This window comes from Corynebacterium pseudokroppenstedtii (assembly GCF_019754945.1).
GTDB lineage: Bacteria > Actinomycetota > Actinomycetes > Mycobacteriales > Mycobacteriaceae > Corynebacterium > Corynebacterium pseudokroppenstedtii.
The window spans coordinates 195,753-213,929 of the sequence record NZ_JAEUWU010000004.1 but is presented as its reverse complement, the minus strand read 5'-3'; the positions used below and the strand labels follow the sequence as shown (position 1 = coordinate 213,929).

The window sequence follows — 18,177 nt, the reverse complement described above, 5'->3', positions numbered from 1 at the left end:
GTATTCACCCGTCGTCAAGCGAAGTGTCGGTAAAAAATCACATAAACAACACCGTTATCCGCGCGTCGCATAGGTAACATGCGTATAACACGGTAATAATGATGTCGGAAGAAAATGTCTACCGGCACAGAACTAAGGAACTACAGGTATGCGCGCCTCTTCGAAGCTCTCCCATCGTCGGACGTGGCCCACCACGATCGCTGCAACAGGTTTTGTTGTCATGCTTGGTGCAGCGGCTATTCACACTGGCGCGAGAGCCGAGGATGCCCCCGCAGAGAGCCAGAGCCCCAGTGCCTCTGAAAGCGCTGCTCCACAAGGTTCTGAGAACGGCGACGGGGCTGCTCCAGCAGAGCATGCCGATGTTCCTGATTCAGTTCAAAGAGAAGCCGCCAAGAACGCGTTCCCTCTCAGTATTCCCTCTGAGCCGCTTCCGATGCGCACAGAGCAACAACAGCTCGATAACCTCCCCGAAGGGGTATCCATTGACCACGTCGATTGGCTAACTGACCGACGGGTGGCGCTGTACATCAACTCCAAGGTGATGCCGGGGAATCCCATTAAAGTTGAGATTCTTCTCGCCCGGGATTGGTACTCGCAGCCGGATAAAACATTCCCGACGGTTCTTGGGCTCGACGGTATCGTCCCCAACCAAATTGAGAACGGGTGGACTGCCGGGACGAATATCGTCCAGCAATTCGCGGACCGCAATGTCAACGTTGTGTTGCCGGTGGGGGGCCTTGCTTCGTTCTATACCGACTGGCTGAATGAAGATAGTGGCGTGCTCTACAAGTGGGAATCCTTCCTCACTCAGGAACTTCCCCCGATTCTCAAGGAAGGCTGGCGGGCTAATGACAAGACCGCCGTCTTCGGCATGTCGGCCGGCGCGACCGGGGCCATGAACCTTGCCGAACGGCACCCGGACATGTTCAACTTCGTCGGTTCCTACTCGGGTTATCTGGACACCAGCTCTCCAGGAATGAGCGAGGGGATCGGCCTTGTCATGAAGACAGTATCTCCCTTTAACGCTCAGAACATGTGGGGACAGTATGGGTCTGAAGGTTGGAAAGAGCACGACCCGAAGCTCAACGTCAGTAAGTTGAAGAACACCGGTGTCTATGTTTCCGCGGGATCGGGAGCAGCAGGATCTTATGACGATGAAAGCCAGGTCCTACCAGGACTTCCGAAGAAGGGGCTCACTTTCGGGCAAGAAGCACTAGCTCGGATGACCTCGGAAACGTTCGTGAGCCACGCCAAGCGCGCGGGTATCAATGTCACGACGGCGTTCCGCAATTCTGGAACTCACACCTGGCCGTATTGGCAATTCGAACTGGGTAAGTCCTGGCCGTACATGGCGGACGCTCTTGGTCTGTCGCAGAACGATCGCGGCGCGAACTGCGTCCCCATGGGTGAAATTGCGAGTGCTGCCTTGAAAGACCAGGACAAGCTTGGTGGATGTACTTCCGACGAGTACGACGGCGCTAATGGAGGCAAGATCCAGGATTTCCGGAATGGACGCACGTTTTGGAGCCCGTCGACAGGAGCGCATAACCTGTGGGGCCGTATCGGCGCTCATTATGCCGAGATGGGCGGACCAAAGTCATTCCTGGGCTACCCGACGAGTGAAGAGATCACCTCTCCCGACGGCAAAGGCCGCTTCGTGACGTTTGAGCACGGATCCATCTATTGGAACGCTGAGACCGGACCTCACGCTTTGAAGCCGGAGATGTTCGACGCCTGGGGAACAACGGGCTACGAAACCGGAAAGTTGGGTTACCCCACAGCTGATGAGAAGTCAGTGGCGGGAGGTGCGGTCCAAGAGTTCCAAAACGGCCTGGTGACTAGGGCAAAAGATGGAACAGCGCATTATGTGCAAGGTGAGATTGCCAAGAAGTTCAAAGACGTTGGTGGAGCAGACAAACTCGGCTTCGCAAAGACCGACGAAGTACCCGTTGATGGTGGAGCGTTTACCGAATTCGACAAAGGCTACATTTACTGGTCCCCGGATACCGGCGCCCACGTCATCATGAAAGGCGGAATTTTCGACGCCTGGGATAAGAATGGTGCCCAAGGTGGGAAGTACGGATTCCCGACCTCAGACATGACAAATATCCCAGCCGGCGGTCTGACCATTGATTTCCAGCGCGGCACTATTAAAGAGATCAACGGTCAGGTTCAGGAACCGTAAATCCGGGTAAGGATACGGGTAAGGATGATCGTGAACGCTCGGACCATCCGTCACTATGATGGCGCGAGGACAGCGACGAAATAACAGTGTCGAGATAACAGCGACGATGGGAACGACGGGAAGGACACACGCATGACTTCACGCGGTGGATTCACAATGAGCTCGAATGCTGCTGATGAGGCTGATGGCCACGAGGCAGACCAGCCGTTGGCTTCCCCTCGTCGTTGGAACCATCAAGCCTGGAACCGTCGCTCGTCAGTCACGCGTGGTGCTGCCCTAGCTTTAGCATCCGTGCTGGGCGCGGGAGTCCTCGCGGCGTGCGGTGATGGCTCCACAGCCACGCAAGACGATTCCGATTCCGCCACGACCACTCAAGCCCGGTCATCCAGTTCATCGAGCAGTTCCACAAAGTCATCCGCAAGTTCGTCGTCGTCAAGCTCTAAAAAATCGGCAGATTCCAATAACGGCGTCGGCGATAATCCTGATGCCAAGGACGATGAAACCCCGGTTGAAGTGTCGCGCGTTCCGGCACCGAACCGTGGGCAGCGCACGGACGAAGAAAAGAAGTTCCTGGCGACGATTCAAAAGGACAAGATCAACGTTGATGGCTCCGCAGCTGATCAAGTGATTGCGTCCGCTATGGAATACTGCCAGGCGAAGGCTGAGGGGCAGGACAGTTTTTCGGTCAGGGCGATGGCAGGGCAGCTGATTGAGCAGAAGCTCACGGACCAGCCCTTGGACCAGGTGGAACGGGCCATTACTGAGTCTGCCGACAGCGACTTGTGTGGTGACTAGACCCTCGACATGTAACCTGTTGCTATGGCGCAGAAAGGGTCTCGATCAGTATTTCGCAAACTACTGGTCATCGTTGGTGTTCTCATTCTTCTGGGCGCAATTGCTGTCGGGATAGCTCAGTGGATGGGGTCTCGAGATCAAGGCCCTGGAGCTCCGTCGAACAATGGTGAAGGGCCTGGTAATCCGGAACAACCCGCAGATTGTCCGTCCGTCGAGGTTATTGCTGTGCCGGGAACGGGGGAGTCCTCGACGAGTGACGATCCGCTTCACCCGACACAATTCCCGAACGCGTTGCTTCAAGGCGTTACAGGGCCTTTGACGCAGAACAATGACTCATCGTCGGTGAAGGTCTGGACAGCGAATTACCCTGCTCAGATGAAAACTCTGGCGACGTTGGACCAGATGAACTACTCGGATTCGGTCAACGAGGGAATCCGTATCGTTAACGCTGAACTATCCGCAACCCACGATCATTGTCCTGCGACGAAGTTCGTCATCATGGGGTTCTCCCAGGGAGCAGCCATAGCGGGCGATATTGCGAGTGACATAGGAAATAACCGCGGGGTCATACCGAGCGACACCGTCGCGGGAGTCACCGCACTTGCTGATCCACGTCGGATGACTGGTGAAGGACAAACGGTCGGGGCTCAACCGAAAGGCGTTGGATCTGAGATTGCCTTGCAGCCCTTCGCAGCGGTGCTGGGCAATGTGGTACCTGGGTTTACTCCCCGTGGTCCGCGATCCGGAGGAATGGGTGATCTGAACGACCGCGTCAATGAGATTTGCGCGCCGGGAGATGCCGTGTGCGATATGCCCACCAGTTTGAAGGTTGAGCCAGAGAACGTGGACGCGCTGTTCACGGGCAACTCGCTGCATATTCAATACGGCACGAACCCGAACGTTATCGAGGGAACGACGTCTATCGCGTGGATGCTTCAGTGGGCTCAAGGGCTCATTAACAACAACACATAATTCACGCAGCGCAGGCCGCGTCGGGTAGGGTCGCGTCGCGTAGAACGCGCGCCCGCTTATATGAAAAACCCACACCTTGCTCCCCAGCAGGTGCGGGCTTCTCTGTCCCATTGCTCCCTCAGAGTCCTATAGATCACCCTTCTTTCCTAGTAGCTTCGGCATAAAGCCTGAGTCCGTTTTTCAGTGGCTAGCGGTGTACAGGTGGTGTGACGCTGTGTACCCGTGGCACCCTGCGTCGGTAGAAAACTGAGAATCCTGTTGTGGTCTCCGTCAGCCACTGACATGAATGAATCTACGGACATTCTCTGGTGGTTCCATCGAGTGAAGCTGTTAGTTTCCTTAGAACTGTGGTCACTATCACCCATCAATCTTCCCGTAAAACAGAAAGAAGATGCCGACCGTTCTTTTCTTTGGCACAACAGCCATGTATTTTATGGATAGGACATGGAAGTCCTGAGTCATTCCAGACATGCCTGTGAGGGGATCGCAGGTCATCACTGGACACAATGAGGATGCATTGTCACCTCAAGGCTCATAAGCATATGACGGTGGGCATGGTGTAGCTCAGAGCCTCAAGCATTTCACGCTTTGGGCTGGGGATCCAACCCGTGCCACCAGGAAATAAAGGGGAATTACATACAATGGGGGATAACCAAATCTCTTCGCGGGCAACTCATCGGGGATACCGCGGAAAGCACAGGGATAGTGAAACGCGTATCGGGGACCGCGCATCCTTTGCTGTTCCAGCAATGAGCTTGGGCATTGCGTGTGTAGGCATCACCGCAGCAGCTCCCGCTGCATTCGCCGGAGGATTTGTCGAACCGCAGTCGGTATCCGTTAAGCCACAGCAAACGATGAATCAGCAGGTGACAAAACCCGCGCAGGCAATACCCAAACAATCGCAAACGGTCATCTCAGCGTCCGAACGCGGAGGCACACAACAGTCCATCGCTCAGGGAATCCGCGTACAGCAAAAGCAGATCCCGCGGATGACGCCGCAATCCACCGCAACTCTCCCGAAAGCTACTGCACCTCAGCGTGCTGCCGTTCAGATTGATCAGCAGACACGTAACGACGCGCAAACTGTCCAGGTTAACCGGCAGTTATCGCAGAAAGAGATCAGCGGGAAAGATCTTGTCGCGGGAGATAGCGCTCGTAGCGTTCGTAATGACCACACCCAACGGATCGGTGTCGGCCCGTGCTCTGTGGGAGTGTCTAAGGCCGGAGCTAAGTCGGAAGCCGCCTCTAACGAAAGCGCAATCGGCGTGACCGCGGTAGCGAAACTCGCCATGGACTACAAGAACCGGATTGCTAGCCATATCGCCGCGCCGGGAGCTTCTCTGGCTAAGAGTGCAGATTGCTCATGCCCACCGGACCGCGGCACAACCCAGCAAAAGGATGCTCAGCGCATCGCCGCGTCGGCCCGCCACGCATGGAAGGCAGATGGATCCACGACGAATGAATCCGCTGTTGCAATCAGTGGCATTGGTAAGTCAGGAATTGTGTGGGGCGTCAAGGGCAGCATCTCATCCACGACTGCCGACCAATCTGTTGAACAGCAGCGTACGAGCATGCAGAAGCGCATTATTGAGCAGAACCGTAACACCCAGGTCTCTGCACCGGTAGAGAAGGGGACACCGATCCAGAAGGGCACACTTATCGAGAAGGGCACCCCGATTGAAAAAGGCACGCCCATCCAGAACGTGTCGCGGACGGTAGAGAAGGGCACTCCCATTGCCCAGAGGAATGTCATTTCCGAGAAAGATATTCGGGCCGCTCAGGAAACAGTGAATCAGCACATTGCCAACGCCGCCGCAACGGTCAAGGCCAATGCTGCAGCAGCGGTTAACGCTAACGCGTCAAACCTGATCAACGCTGGTCTGTCAATTGCCGGCAACGTTTCGGCAGCCATTAACAGCGGTAATGTCCCTAATGTGCAAGGGAACTGCCCTGTTCAGCAGCAGGTGAAGCAGGACCCATGCCAGAAGCCAGCACCGGAAAAGAAGCCGTGTGCGTCAGCACCACAGGGTCAACTAGGGGTCAGCATTAATGCGCAGGCCTCCCTCGGTGTAAATCTCAACCTGTCAGTGTAAGAACTGCCAGAACAAAGAGGATCTAGAACACAGAGGATCCAGACCAAAGAGGATGAGGGCCCTTGGACGCCACCGTTAGACAGGACAGACCACAACACCACGTGGGGGGGAGCCTGCCGCGGTGGCGATACGCCTATTTCACACCGTCGAATAGCTTCACAATGGGCTTCGATACCGCCAGAATGATGGCTCCGATCACGACGCACACGCAGATCATTGTTATGAAATAGATCGTGGAATCATGTGCGGACTCCGGATTGTAGAAGCCGGCCAACGTACCTGCTAAAGCCGTACCGACAGCGGAGGTCAGATTCCACATCGCCACCATCCGTGCTGGATATGCACGCGGGGCAAGCTTCGTCGAAATCGACAACCCCACCGGAGACAGCAACAACTCTGACACGGTGAAGAGGAACAGCACCACAACAATCATGTAGTAGGGCGTCGAATGGTCGGCGTAGCTCACAAAGAAGAGGAAAGGAACCAGACCAAGCCCCAACATGATGGCCGAGACACCAAACTTCACCGGAGTAGATGGCTGACGTGTACCAAGACGATCCCACAAAATCGTGAAGAGCGGCGCCAAAAGAATAATGAAGATCGGGTTAATCGACTGAACCCACGAGGCCGGAGTATCCATGAAACCCCAACTCAAGTTCAGCTTCTTATCCGCATACATTGCCACCATCGTGAACTGCTGCTGATAAATCGACCAGAACACGCACGCAGCCAGGAACATCGGAATAAACCCCAGCAAACGATGGCGTTCAGTCCGATTCACCAATGAAGAACGGTACATTTCCTGCCAGAAATAAATAGCGGCAACAATCGCAATGACCGCAACATACGTCGACAATTGAGAAGTGGGGAAGAGCAAAGCGAGCCCCACAATGATGACCGTCAACGCGATGACCCCGCCCCACGACTTCACGCGTTCATCAGGCCGCAAAGGATTCGGTGCCTTGGCGCCAGCATTCTGCAGCGTGGTCTTCCGCATGAGAATGTACTGAATAAGCCCCAACGCCATACCAACCGCAGCTGCACCGAAGCCCCAGTGGAACCCCATCTGCTTCCACAACGCGCCTGTCACCAGTGGGCCAATCAACGCCCCGATGTTCACGCCCATGTAGAACAACGAAAATCCGCCGTCGCGTTTGGGGTCGCCCTCTTTGTACAAGGTCCCCACCATCGCGGAGTTCGCCGTTTTCAGTGCACCTGATCCCACGGCAACCAGGACAAGCCCAATAATCAGGCCAGTGAAGCCGGGCAGGAGGGCGAGCGACATATGCCCCAACATGATGAGCACTGCCGAGTAAAACAGTGTCTTTTCCGCCCCCAGGACACGGTCAGAAATCCACGCGCCACCGATCGAAGCGAGGAACACCGCACCGCCATAAGCACCGACGATCGACGTCGCCAGGCTTTCGGACATGCCCAGTCCGCCGTCGTCGGTGCTGTGATACAGGTAGAAAAGAACAAGTCCTTGCAGCCCGTAGAAGCTGAAGCGCTCCCACATCTCCACGCCGAAGAGGTTCGCCAACCCCCAAGGGTGGCCGAAGAATGTTTTGGAGGTGGTTTCGCCGCTTTCAGCGAGGCCGGATCCGGTGGATCCTGGGGCCTGGTCGGTATGTGACATACAACTATTGAAGCACTCCGCTATTTCTGGACATGCATAGCGGGGGTCATTTATTCATGTTTTACTTGTCCGTTACTTGTCGGCTTTGCGTTTTTCTTCGGCATCGATCAGGGCTTGCCGACGTTCACGCCGCTTGTGCGCGCGTGACGCAGAGAGCCGAGTCAGGCCCCTCCACCCAAGGATAAAAATCGCCGACGTGACCGTCGCCACGATGATGAATGACCAGTGCGGGAATTTGCTGTGGTGGAAACCCCAAATCGTGAGGCCCACAATGACGGCGGGAATCCACACAGTGATACCGAAGGGGACCACGGTGCCGGCAGGGCGTCGGAGAATGGCCATGACACCGAACCCGGCGGCCGCGCCGAGCAGGAATGGCCAGGCAGTAGCGAGGACACCGCCCCAACTGAACGGCAATTCCGGTGAATTGTGGGCGATACGCGCAAGCAGTGCGAAGAGCAGAACTGCGATGATGTCCATCACAGCTGCCTGCACGTAGCGCACCTGCGTCCCTGGTGCGCGGTCCTCGGCAGTCTCGGATCCGTGAGGCGCGGACTGTGACATGATGAACTCCAATCCTTGGTCGTGCGCCATGATATAGCGCCTATGTTGTCAGTATCGTCTGTGCGTTATTCGTGTTGTCCGTGCTGCATGAGTTTGGCGTGCGATTCCTCAGGACCGTCCCAACATCATCGCGCGTTTCGGGCCCGCATATTGAATGAGGAAAATGACCCAGCCCACGGCGGCGAGGAGAATGAACGAAATCATTCTGAAAATAATGGTGGCAGCAAGCGCGGTTGCCGACGTCATACCGGTGGCGACGAGGGTGCCTACGATCGTCGCCTCGACGGGCCCCAACCCGCCCGGCGTGACCTGCGCAGTTCCCACAATCTTGGCGGTGACGAACGCGAGAACAACCGACGCCACATTCGGATGCGCCCCGACTGCCCACAGGCAAACGAGGAGGCAGAGGCAATCGGCCCCCCAGTTCACAGCTGACCACACGGCCGCCAATGCGAGCTTCGGTAACGGCAGGTCAACACTGCTGAGAGTCTTGATGCTTTCGCGCGCTTTGTCGATTCCCGTGTTGAGAGGCTTACCCCGGTAATGGTTCACCTTTCGTAGGATCCTGACGACGACGCGTTCGACGTGAGACAGGTGCGCCGCCAGCCACTTCACAACAAGTAACACGACGACGACCGCGATAAGAGAGATCACGAGTGTCCACGGGTTCACCTTGGCGCCCAAGAAATAGAACGCGGTGAGGCCGTAGAGGGCAAGCACTCCCGACGCGATGACACCGGAAATCACCATGTACCAGCTGGCGATCACTGACGATGCTCCCCATTTGTGCTGCTCACGGAAAATCATCGCTAGCGAAATGGCTGGACCGCCGGGGAAGGTGGCGGACACAGAGTTCGACGTCAGAGTGAGGGCATAGACACTGGACCGTTTACACGGAACCCCAGCGCTGCGTAAAAGGACGTACATGAGTTCGCCCATGGCCAGGATGGATACGCCGATAAACGCGATCCCGACGATGATCCACGTGGTGTTGGCCGACCCGATGTAGCCCAGCCCCTCCGACACGAAGTCAATGCTCCCCCGCCCGATCATCGTGAGGGCGACGACCACAGCGAGGAAGAACACTAACCGGACAAGAGGGTGACGCATGAGGGAAAGTGCTCGCCGCCACCAGGGGAGAGGCTGAACCTTGACGCTTCCGGCGGTGCGGGATCTGCGCGATGCCTGTTCTTTGGGGGCGACGGTGATCTCCGCGGCTGACTGCGCGTCGGCAAGCATTGTATCTTCAGCGGTGTCCTCTGTGCCCGCAGTGACTTCGGCTTTCCGTCCGGGGGTTCCCGCTTCGATAGTCATGGCCTCAGCTCCCTCACGACTAGCTGTCATGATGAGACGATTTCACGGAACGGAGGGAGCGGTACGGTTGCAGCCATGCGCCGTCGTCGGGGAGGCGGTCGAGGTTCACTCGCGGCAGCGGCGTGGTAAAGATATCCGGGATGTCTTCGAGGTCGACGAAGCGTATGTCCTCGCTCATCACCGCCCAGGTGGCGTGTTCATAAAACCCTAGCACGGCAACGTCGATACCCTCGGCGGCCAATTCCTCCAGCCGTGGTTGAAAATTTCTGCCGTCAGCGCTCGCGACATACACCGACCGCAGCACGCCCTCGTCGTACCGACGGTTGATGTGCGCCAGCATGTCCGGATCGACGTCGGTGTCGTCGAAAAGCTTGGGTTTGGCAAACACCGCGAACCCGAGATTGCGGAGCGCGTCGATCCAGGGGCGGATCGAGTCTGCGGACCCCGGCATGATGTTGGTGAACACCGTGGCTTCCGGTTCGATCTGTTCGTCGCGGGAAGCGCTGAGCTGGTCTGTTTCGTGGATCAGCCATTGTCCCAGCGAGTCGAAGCGTGGGCGGTAGGCAGAGCTTGGTCGTCCACCGAGAATTGATCCCAGGCCCATGTCGATATTGGGTGCATCCCAAATGAGCAGTGCCGACGGGGTTTCGTCGGGTACTGCTGAATACGAATGGCCCCGGGATGTGGTGTTTGCGTGGTTGGTCACTTCCGCCTCCACAAGTATTCCCTGATTGTGTGATCCATGCTAAGCCCACGGTTTTCAAATTTCGTGGTGAGCTGCCGGTCGGTCAGGATGGGGGACTCGTCCCACGGCCAATCCTTGTATTCAAGGAGTGGTTCCACATCGACGCGTTCGTCGATCCACTCGGCATAATCGGCGTGGTCAGTCGCGACGTGGAGTACCCCGCCGGGTTTGAGCCGGGATGCAATTAAATGCAGCGTTCCTGACTGTATGATGCGACGTTTGTGATGGCGCGCTTTTGGCCAGGGGTCTGGGAAAAAGATGCGCACCCCTAATAGCGACTCGGGCGCAATCATGCGATGGAGGACTTCGACGCCATCGCCACGAACCATTCTGATATTGGTGAGGTCTTCCCGGATGAAGGCACCGAGCAGTTTCGCGAGTCCAGGTTTATAGAGGTCAACCGCGATGACATTGAAGTCGGGTTCGCGTGAGGCCATAGCTACTGTCGAGGTTCCCGTCCCCGATCCGATTTCGAGAATGGTGGGGGCGGACCGGCCGAACCAGCTGTCGGTATCGATAACAGCGTCATCGAGGACGCGGCCGTAGGTTGGCCATTTCTCGTCCCACAGTTCTTGCTGACGGGGTGTCAGTGTTCCCCGTCGGAAGCTCACGGTTCCTAGTCGGGGGTAATCGCGACCATCATTGACGACGGTTTGCGGGGGCCGACCGTGGGGGAGCTCACCAATGGGGCCTTCAAGATTCGTGGACATCGGGCTTATTTTGCCAGGGAGGCCTACCTTTAATCAATCTTTCAACGACCGTGTTTCGGGTCTCATGACCACTTTTTCTGGGGAGTTGCTCTGAATTATCTGAGGATTGTGTGGGGATTATGTGGGGAATTTTTCTCATTAGGGTTGATCGCCGTGTGGATCCTGGTCATAATATGGGCGCACACAATTGAGCATTATGCTGCGCCAGGGGATGGGCGCGGCACATTAATCACTCATTAATCAGGGGGACAGTATGCAGCCGGAGATGTCGGTCTCGTCGCTCATCCGTTTTATTCAAATGTCGTATCCGCATAGCAATAGCGAGGCCCGACGTTTTTTGACCACGCTGTCACTCATGTGAACTCCCCGTCGGAGGTCTCGACCGCATTGGAGCAGAGTGCTGCGGTGGATCCCGCGATGCGTGATCGAATACAAGAGATTGTCGACGGTCAGGTGGGTGATGTTGCGTGAGCGCGCCTGCGGTTCCTCAGCGAACATCGTGGACGGGCGTCCTCGAATCGGACGATGGCGTGCTGAGTGACAGAAGACACGATGGGGAAGAACAGCATTTCGTCGTCAGCATTATTGGGCCGGACGTGGCGGCGCTCCCCCGAGTAGCTGGCGTCGTGGAAGCCGCAGTACGTGGTGGTTTCCCCGGTGACCCCAAGAATGTGTCGTGGGAGGTCGCTATCGCTGCTGGCCCCGAGGTGCAACCTGATGTTGTTGTGGCTGTGGTGCCACCTGCCGCGCACACGATTATCCCCGATAAGGACCAGCGCATTCTTGAGGCTGTTCGTCGTGCGGTAGATCATGTGGTGGTTCTCTCGATGCCCGATGCAGCGCTTTCTGCAGGTTCGGCTGGTGCTCTGTTCTTCCCCGGCGATGGCAAACAGTTGCCTCGCGACTGGGAAGGCATCCCTATTTGTTACTCCGACTACGAGTTGATGACGGTATGCCACCGGTACGCGAAAGAACTCGTGACATCGTCGACGGCGGACAATCCAGGCAGAAGTGATCTAGCGAGCAATCTCGGAAACAGTGATGTAGTTCGCGACACGGATAGTTCTGATCACGCTCCGGCCGCTGAGGCCACTGATGATGGCACTGATGATGTCACCGACGACGTGGAAGAGTATTACACGTTGCCAGTTCCGTCATCGGGGGTATCGACATCGACGCCGAGCTCGGCGACGACGGCTGTCCTCTCTGATATTGGTGTCGTCCGCGTTCCTGAGAAGAAACTCACGTACAACGTTTCGCCACGTGTGTTGCTTCCCTCGAGCACTTTGAGAAATTGGTTGCATACGGAGGAAAAACAGCGTCGGGACAGTATGGCTGTGACGAATCAGAATTGTCGGGCGATGATGGATCGCGCTGTTCAGGATGCCTATCGGTCTGCATCGTCGGCCTGGCGCTCGTGCCTTGACCCGAAAGAATTGCCCGAGATTATTGATGCCGCCACGGACCAGCTGAATGATGATCGACCCGCCGGCACGGAGCCAGTCCCATATATAGATGTGCCTTTTGATCCCCCGGAAGCAAGCGTGACGGAACGAATCTTGATCATTTCCGTTGGGATCAGCCTGGGCCTCGGTGTGGCTCGAATGGTCGTGATGCCCCTGGTGGGGACCGCGTTTGGAGTCTCGATCAGTTTGGGGATTGCGTTTGGCTTATTCTGCGCGATTGTGGTCAGTTATATGCGTCACCAGCAGCTTCAGAATAATTTTCGACGGGTGGGTGGCGCGGATGCGTTGTCATTAGCGCGCGATCAGTGGATTGATCATGCACGTCGGGTGACCAGCCATGCGGAGGAAAAACGAGTGAAGCGGCTGAGATCGGGGGGCTTGCGGACGGTGGCGTTGCAGGAGGCTCTTGCTCATATGGAGATGGCGTCGTCGTCGCGCCCGGGTGTTCCACGTGCCGGTGCTCCGCGGTCGGATGCTCTGCGGCAGGGTGCTCCTCGGCCAGGTATTCCACAGTCGGGCGGCAAATGACGTCGTCCGATAAGTAGCGAGAGGCGACGGACATGTCGGATGCATTTTTCTTATTTGACGACGACGAGATGTTGGGTGATTGGTGGGGTGGCCACTCGACCGTCGGGCCCCCGTCGGCGTCGGTGCTCTGTGGCTTGACGGACTGTGAGACGGGCCCGCCGGGGGTATCGGGACTGACGTTGTCGCTCGAGGGAAGCTTCTATGACCTTGGGGATGCTCGGCTTGATGCTGATGGCGACGGAACCAGCGATTCGGTGACACTCTCCGACGATGACGGCTTGACTGTGTACACGGACTCTGATGGTGATGGCATGGTCGACCGGATGACGACCGTCCGGTTCGATGGGGGATATGCCTCGTGGGCGATGAGTTCTGATGGTGAACTGGATGGGGGACGTGCGGCTCAGGAGCGCGATCTCGAGGGTGAAACGCTGGCACGTGGGTCCCACGGCTCCAACAATGAAATTTCTTATCAAGTACATTCCTTGGGTGGGGCTGTCACCCACCTCACTAGTCGCAGTGAGAAGAGTCACAGCACAGCGGGTGGGGAGGAGGATTCTTCCCGTGATGAAACAAACCGAGATCGCGGGTTGGTGACAGGTGATAAGAGATCGTCCAGATCAAAGCAGTGTTTAGACACGTGGACTCGGGGTCGGTGGGAATGTATCGAGCGTGGTAGTTGGGATTGACGCCGGAGTGAGTGTCGGAAATACCCGGGAAAACAAGTAAATCAAACTGCGAAAACAGGCGTGATTAAACGGGCGAAAAATACCCCCCAAAATGTGAAATTCGTCGCTACACGAATTGGGGTAAAGAGCCTCTTTTTCCCCTGCTTCCGGTTACAGTGGTACCAGAAGCCGGGAGCGCGAACAGACCGCGCGGGCGACCGGCACTGTACATCGATGTGAGGAGAAAATCCTATGTCAGCACCTACGATCCCGGGGCTCGAAGGCAATGCCCCAACGACAAACCAAGACATGCTTAATTGGATCGCGGAGTGCGCTGAACTGTGTCAGCCGGATAAAGTCGTTTTCTGCGACGGCTCGGACGAGGAGTGGGAAGCACTTGCAAAGGACCTCGTCGACAAGGGGACCCTCGTCAAGCTGAATGAGGAGAAGCGCCCCAATTCGTACTTAGCCTCATCAGACCCCGCCGACGTTGCTCGCGTTGAATCCCGGACGTTTATTTGCTCGAAGACCGAAGATGGCGCCGGCCCGACGAACAACTGGCGCGACCCAGACGAAATGCGCGCTGAAATGAGCGAGCACTTTAAGGGATCGATGAAGGGCCGGACCATGTATGTGGTTCCGTTCTGCATGGGCCCGATTACCGACCCCGACCCCAAGCTGGGGATCGAGCTCACCGACTCCGGCTATGTCGTGATGTCGATGCGCATTATGACCCGCATGGGCAAGGAAGCCCTCGACAAGATCGGCGACGGTCCCTTCGTGAAGGGATTGCACTCGGTAGGTGCACCGCTGGAGCCGGGCCAAGAGGACGTCAAGTGGCCGTGTAACGAAACGAAGTACATTACGCAGTTCCCTGAGGACCGCGTGATCTGGTCCTACGGCTCCGGCTACGGCGGCAACGCCATTTTGGCGAAGAAGTGCTACGCCCTCCGCATCGCATCTGTCATGGCCAAGGATGAAGGCTGGATGGCAGAGCACATGCTGATCCTGAAGCTCATCTCCCCCGAGGGCAAGGCGTACCACATTTGCGCCGCATTCCCGTCGCAGTGCGGTAAGACCAACCTCGCGATGATCCAACCGACGATCCCCGGCTGGAAAGCTGAGGTCATCGGCGACGACATCGCTTGGCTCCACTTTGGCGACGATGGCCGGCTCTACGCAGTCAACCCAGAAAATGGCTTCTTCGGCGTCGCCCCCGGCACCAACTACAAGTCCAACCCCAACGCCATGAAGACAATGGAGAAGGGGAACAACATCTTCACCAACGTTGCGCTGACCGACGATGGCGACGTGTGGTGGGAAGGCCTCGAAAACGAGCCAGACCACTTGATCGACTGGAAAGGCAAGGACTGGACTCCCGACGAGGACTGCTTGTCCTCGCACCCGAACTCCAGGTACTGCGTGCCGATCGAGCAGTGCCCGGTCGCCGCGCCCGAGTTTAACGATCCGAAGGGCGTACCGGTCGACGCGATCCTGTTCGGTGGACGTCGCCCCGACACTGTGCCGCTGGTCACCGAAGCTATCGACTGGCAGCACGCAACCTTCATTGGCGCCACGCTGGCCTCCGGCCAAACCGCCGCTGCTGCCGAGGCGAAGGTCGGTACTCTCCGCTACGACCCCATGGCCATGCTTCCGTTCATCGGTTACAACGTGGGTGATTACCTCCAGCACTGGCTGGACATCGGTAAGAAGGGTGGAGACAAACTCCCCAAGGTCTTCCTGGTTAACTGGTTCCGCCGCGGCGACGACGGACGTTTCCTCTGGCCCGGCTTCGGTGAAAACAGCCGTGTCCTCAAGTGGATCGTGGACCGCATCGAGGGTCGCGTCGATGCCAAGAAGACGGTGGTCGGATACACCGCTTACTCGAAGGACATCGATATCGATGGCCTCGACACAGATCCCAAGGACGTCAAAGCTGCGCTGACCGCACCCGCGGATAAGTGGCAGATGGATCTCTCCGATACCGAGGATTGGTTGAAGAGCTTGGGTCCGAAGGTTCCGCAGGAAATCTGGGACGAGTTCGACTTCCTCAAGACCAGGATCAAGACAGCCAATAAGGATGGCAACAAGGCCCTGGATGATATGAAGGCGAAGTAAAACCTTTCTCTTCTGAAGGAAGCAAGCCAAGGGCGCACATCATCTCTGGTGTGCGCCCTATGCGTGTAATATTGCTGGTCATGAGTCATGATCATCCAGTAGTACGACACACCATCTTCCAGAACTCTCTAATGACTGCTTTGTTGGATGGTATTTACGACGGAGAAATGACCATCGGCGAGTTACTGGGCAAAGGTAACTTCGGGTTGGGGACCTTCGATGCCCTCGATGGGGAGATGGTCATTATCGACGGGGTCTGTTACCAGTTGAAACACGACGGAACAGCCCGCCCCGCGGAACTCGAGCAGCGGACTCCTTACGCGGTGGCAACGAACTTCGTGCCCCGCATCGTCCGCGAGGCGCCATCACACATTAGCCGGGCGGATTTGTCGTCGTTTATCGACAGCATGACACCGTCGGAAAACTACATGTATGCCCTGCGTATCCGCGGTAAATTTACTGAAGTGCGAACTCGCACAGTGGTCCGCCAAGAGCGTCCCTATCGGCCCATGCACCAGGTAACCGAGGACGACGCAGCCCAAGTGTTTAATGATGTATCGGGCGTCATCGCTGGCTTCCGTACCCCCATTTACGAAAAGGGGATTTCGGTTCCAGGTTGTCACGTGCACTTCATTGACGATGATCGCACAAGTGGTGGCCACGTCTTAGACTTCGAGCTCGAAAAGGGCGTCATTGAGCTATGCCCGGGTACGGACCTTGAGCTCAAGCTGCCATTGACACAAGATTTCTCCCGTGCGAACCTCGCCCCAGAGGATTTGGACGAGAAACTCCACACAACTGAGGTGAAAGACTAGTGCCTACGGCCCGTCGAGGAGCGAACGTTGTAGAGGCGTGGCGTCCGCGATTTCATGTGACGCCGGCGGGTGGCAGGCTCATGGCACCCCATGGTGTAGTGACCGATGACGGGCGTCTTCATGTCTTTTTTGCCCATGATCAGCGCTTCCCGGTGCAGAACTCACGCCTCCGCTGGGGGCACGCCAGCGTTGTGGTGACCCCGGCCCCCGATGGTCACACTCCGCGGCTGCGATCCGAATGGCGCTTCCACCCGGACGTGCTCGTTCCCAACCACGATTATGATCGGGACGGGTGTTTGTCAGGCAGCGCTGTTCGTGACGACGACGGCACCGTGCGCCTGGTGTACACCGGGATTGTCGCTCCACAAGGGGAGGGACGCCGCGTCCACAACTCGACGCCGACCGAAGACCCGGCCTCCGCCCATTTTTCTGCCGACTGGTGCGATACGTCGGTGAACATGGCCGCCCTGTTTGACACCAGTGGCCGGCATGGTGGGTGGTGCCGCCCCAGTAGCCATAACCCCTTGTTAGATAACGCCGCCTCCCCGGACGGAGCCTGCGGGCCGTTCGTGTTCCGCGATCCCGATTCGCCCTTCGGGGGCTGGCGGATGGTCGTGGGCTCGGTGAAGGAGCCGTCGCTAACCCTGTATCGCTCGGATAATCTGCGGTCATGGACGGCGGACGGCCCGTTGACCCTCGACACGACGGATGCCGTGGAAGGCGACACCTTCGATATCGTCCCGGAGGCAACCTCGTGGGAATACCCGAACCTGCTTCGTATGCGTGATTGTGCGACGGGGGAGGACAAGGATGTTCTCGTGGTCAGCATGCGGGGTGTTTCGCCGAATGCTCACCATTTTGCCAGCTCAGCGCAGTGCGTGTACTGGGTCGGCCGGCTTGAGGGGACAACATTCCACGTTGAACGCGGGTGCAGTGAACTGGACCTCGGCCACGAGTTCTATGCCGCCCGGCTCGCTCCGGTAACGGCCGATGACGCAGCCGTCGACGACGCCATCATGATCGCTTGGGCCGGTTTGCCAAACGCGGACGACCAACCGACGGCCGACGACGGGTGGGTGCATTGCCTCACCATGCCGCGCCGGGTTCGCCTGTGTGGCGGCCGTCTCGTTCAAGAATTCGTGACGACGTCGTCGGCAGCGGCAGATGTGGCGTCGGGAGTGATTGATTCCGCGATCATCCCCGAAACGAATGTGTACGGCACCGTGGTGGGCGTGCGTCGGGATATTCCCGAGCCACGTCACCGCTCCCACCTGGGGCTGGTGTCGGCGGACGGAGTCCATGTTGATGTGGACATGATGCGCAACAAGGCCGGTGACCTGCTGGTTCGCATTGACCGGACGGAGCAGTTCTACCACGACGGCCCCGATGTTCGCGGCGTCATGATCCTGTCTGAGGCGATCGACAATTATCGCAACCACATTGGCAAGCCAGAATTGTTGTTGAGCGTAGACGGGTCGATAATGGAAGCTGACGTTGCGGGGTACACCTTGACCTCGCGACTGTTCTTGAATCGTGGGGATCATTGGGCCGAGGAGACGTGGTCATAG

The 18,177-nt window shown here is 57.4% G+C and carries 14 protein-coding genes; 9 read left to right on the top strand and 5 right to left on the bottom strand.

The annotated features are described in order from the left end of the window. The first annotated feature begins 148 nt into the window (after window positions 1–148). The 4 genes from JMN36_RS08150 to JMN36_RS08135 all read left to right on the top strand — a co-directional run bounded on the left by JMN36_RS08150 (window position 149) and on the right by JMN36_RS08135 (window position 6,045). Complete coding sequence (locus JMN36_RS08150) at window positions 149–2,185, top strand: alpha/beta hydrolase-fold protein (protein WP_221924207.1); 2,037 nt, start codon at window positions 149–151, stop codon at window positions 2,183–2,185. A 132-nt stretch (window positions 2,186–2,317) separates the two neighbouring features. Continuing rightward, on the top strand, window positions 2,318–2,980 hold the full coding sequence (locus JMN36_RS08145; RefSeq protein WP_204087923.1) for a hypothetical protein: 663 nt from the start codon (window positions 2,318–2,320) through the stop codon (window positions 2,978–2,980). Between the two features lie 24 nt (window positions 2,981–3,004). Next, window positions 3,005–3,952, top strand: a complete 948-nt coding sequence (locus JMN36_RS08140; protein ID WP_204087924.1) for a cutinase family protein — start codon at window positions 3,005–3,007, stop codon at window positions 3,950–3,952. Between the two features lie 641 nt (window positions 3,953–4,593). Continuing rightward, window positions 4,594–6,045 (top strand): hypothetical protein, encoded by a 1,452-nt coding sequence (locus JMN36_RS08135; RefSeq protein WP_221924206.1) that lies wholly within the window; start codon window positions 4,594–4,596, stop codon window positions 6,043–6,045. Between the two features lie 133 nt (window positions 6,046–6,178). Here the strand turns inward: JMN36_RS08135 and JMN36_RS08130 are convergent, their stop codons facing one another. The 5 genes from JMN36_RS08130 to trmB form a co-directional block, all read right to left on the bottom strand. Then, window positions 6,179–7,681, bottom strand: coding sequence for a peptide MFS transporter (locus JMN36_RS08130; RefSeq protein WP_221924205.1), 1,503 nt, complete (start codon window positions 7,679–7,681; stop codon window positions 6,179–6,181). Window positions 7,682–7,753: 72 nt separating this feature from the next. Beyond that, complete coding sequence (locus JMN36_RS08125; protein WP_236881764.1) at window positions 7,754–8,275, bottom strand: DUF3054 domain-containing protein; 522 nt, start codon at window positions 8,273–8,275, stop codon at window positions 7,754–7,756. Window positions 8,276–8,353: 78 nt separating this feature from the next. Then, a complete protein-coding gene (locus JMN36_RS08120; protein ID WP_221924204.1) occupies window positions 8,354–9,589 on the bottom strand; it encodes a lysylphosphatidylglycerol synthase transmembrane domain-containing protein in 1,236 nt (411 codons plus the stop codon). Beyond that, on the bottom strand, window positions 9,579–10,265 hold the full coding sequence (locus tag JMN36_RS08115; RefSeq protein WP_204087928.1) for an NYN domain-containing protein: 687 nt from the start codon (window positions 10,263–10,265) through the stop codon (window positions 9,579–9,581). The genes JMN36_RS08120 and JMN36_RS08115 overlap by 11 nt, the downstream gene beginning before the upstream one ends. Beyond that, window positions 10,262–11,014: a tRNA (guanosine(46)-N7)-methyltransferase TrmB gene (gene trmB, locus JMN36_RS08110; RefSeq protein WP_204087929.1), complete on the bottom strand. Its 753-nt coding sequence runs from the start codon at window positions 11,012–11,014 to the stop codon at window positions 10,262–10,264. The genes JMN36_RS08115 and trmB overlap by 4 nt, the downstream gene beginning before the upstream one ends. A gap of 467 nt (window positions 11,015–11,481) precedes the next feature. Between trmB and JMN36_RS08105 the strand changes: the two genes are divergently transcribed. The 5 genes from JMN36_RS08105 (at window position 11,482) to JMN36_RS08085 (ending at window position 18,177) form a co-directional block, all read left to right on the top strand. Beyond that, entirely contained in the window at window positions 11,482–13,008 is a 1,527-nt protein-coding gene (locus JMN36_RS08105; protein ID WP_204087931.1) for a hypothetical protein, read from the top strand. A gap of 32 nt (window positions 13,009–13,040) precedes the next feature. Beyond that, window positions 13,041–13,697, top strand: coding sequence for a DUF6802 family protein (locus JMN36_RS08100; RefSeq protein WP_204087932.1), 657 nt, complete (start codon window positions 13,041–13,043; stop codon window positions 13,695–13,697). Between the two features lie 231 nt (window positions 13,698–13,928). Further along, on the top strand, window positions 13,929–15,794 hold the full coding sequence (locus tag JMN36_RS08095; RefSeq protein WP_204087933.1) for a phosphoenolpyruvate carboxykinase (GTP): 1,866 nt from the start codon (window positions 13,929–13,931) through the stop codon (window positions 15,792–15,794). Between the two features lie 80 nt (window positions 15,795–15,874). Then, window positions 15,875–16,609, top strand: coding sequence for an acetolactate decarboxylase (gene budA, locus JMN36_RS08090; protein WP_236881763.1), 735 nt, complete (start codon window positions 15,875–15,877; stop codon window positions 16,607–16,609). Continuing rightward, window positions 16,609–18,177, top strand: coding sequence for a glycoside hydrolase family 32 protein (locus tag JMN36_RS08085; RefSeq protein WP_330926783.1), 1,569 nt, complete (start codon window positions 16,609–16,611; stop codon window positions 18,175–18,177). The genes budA and JMN36_RS08085 overlap by 1 nt, the downstream gene beginning before the upstream one ends.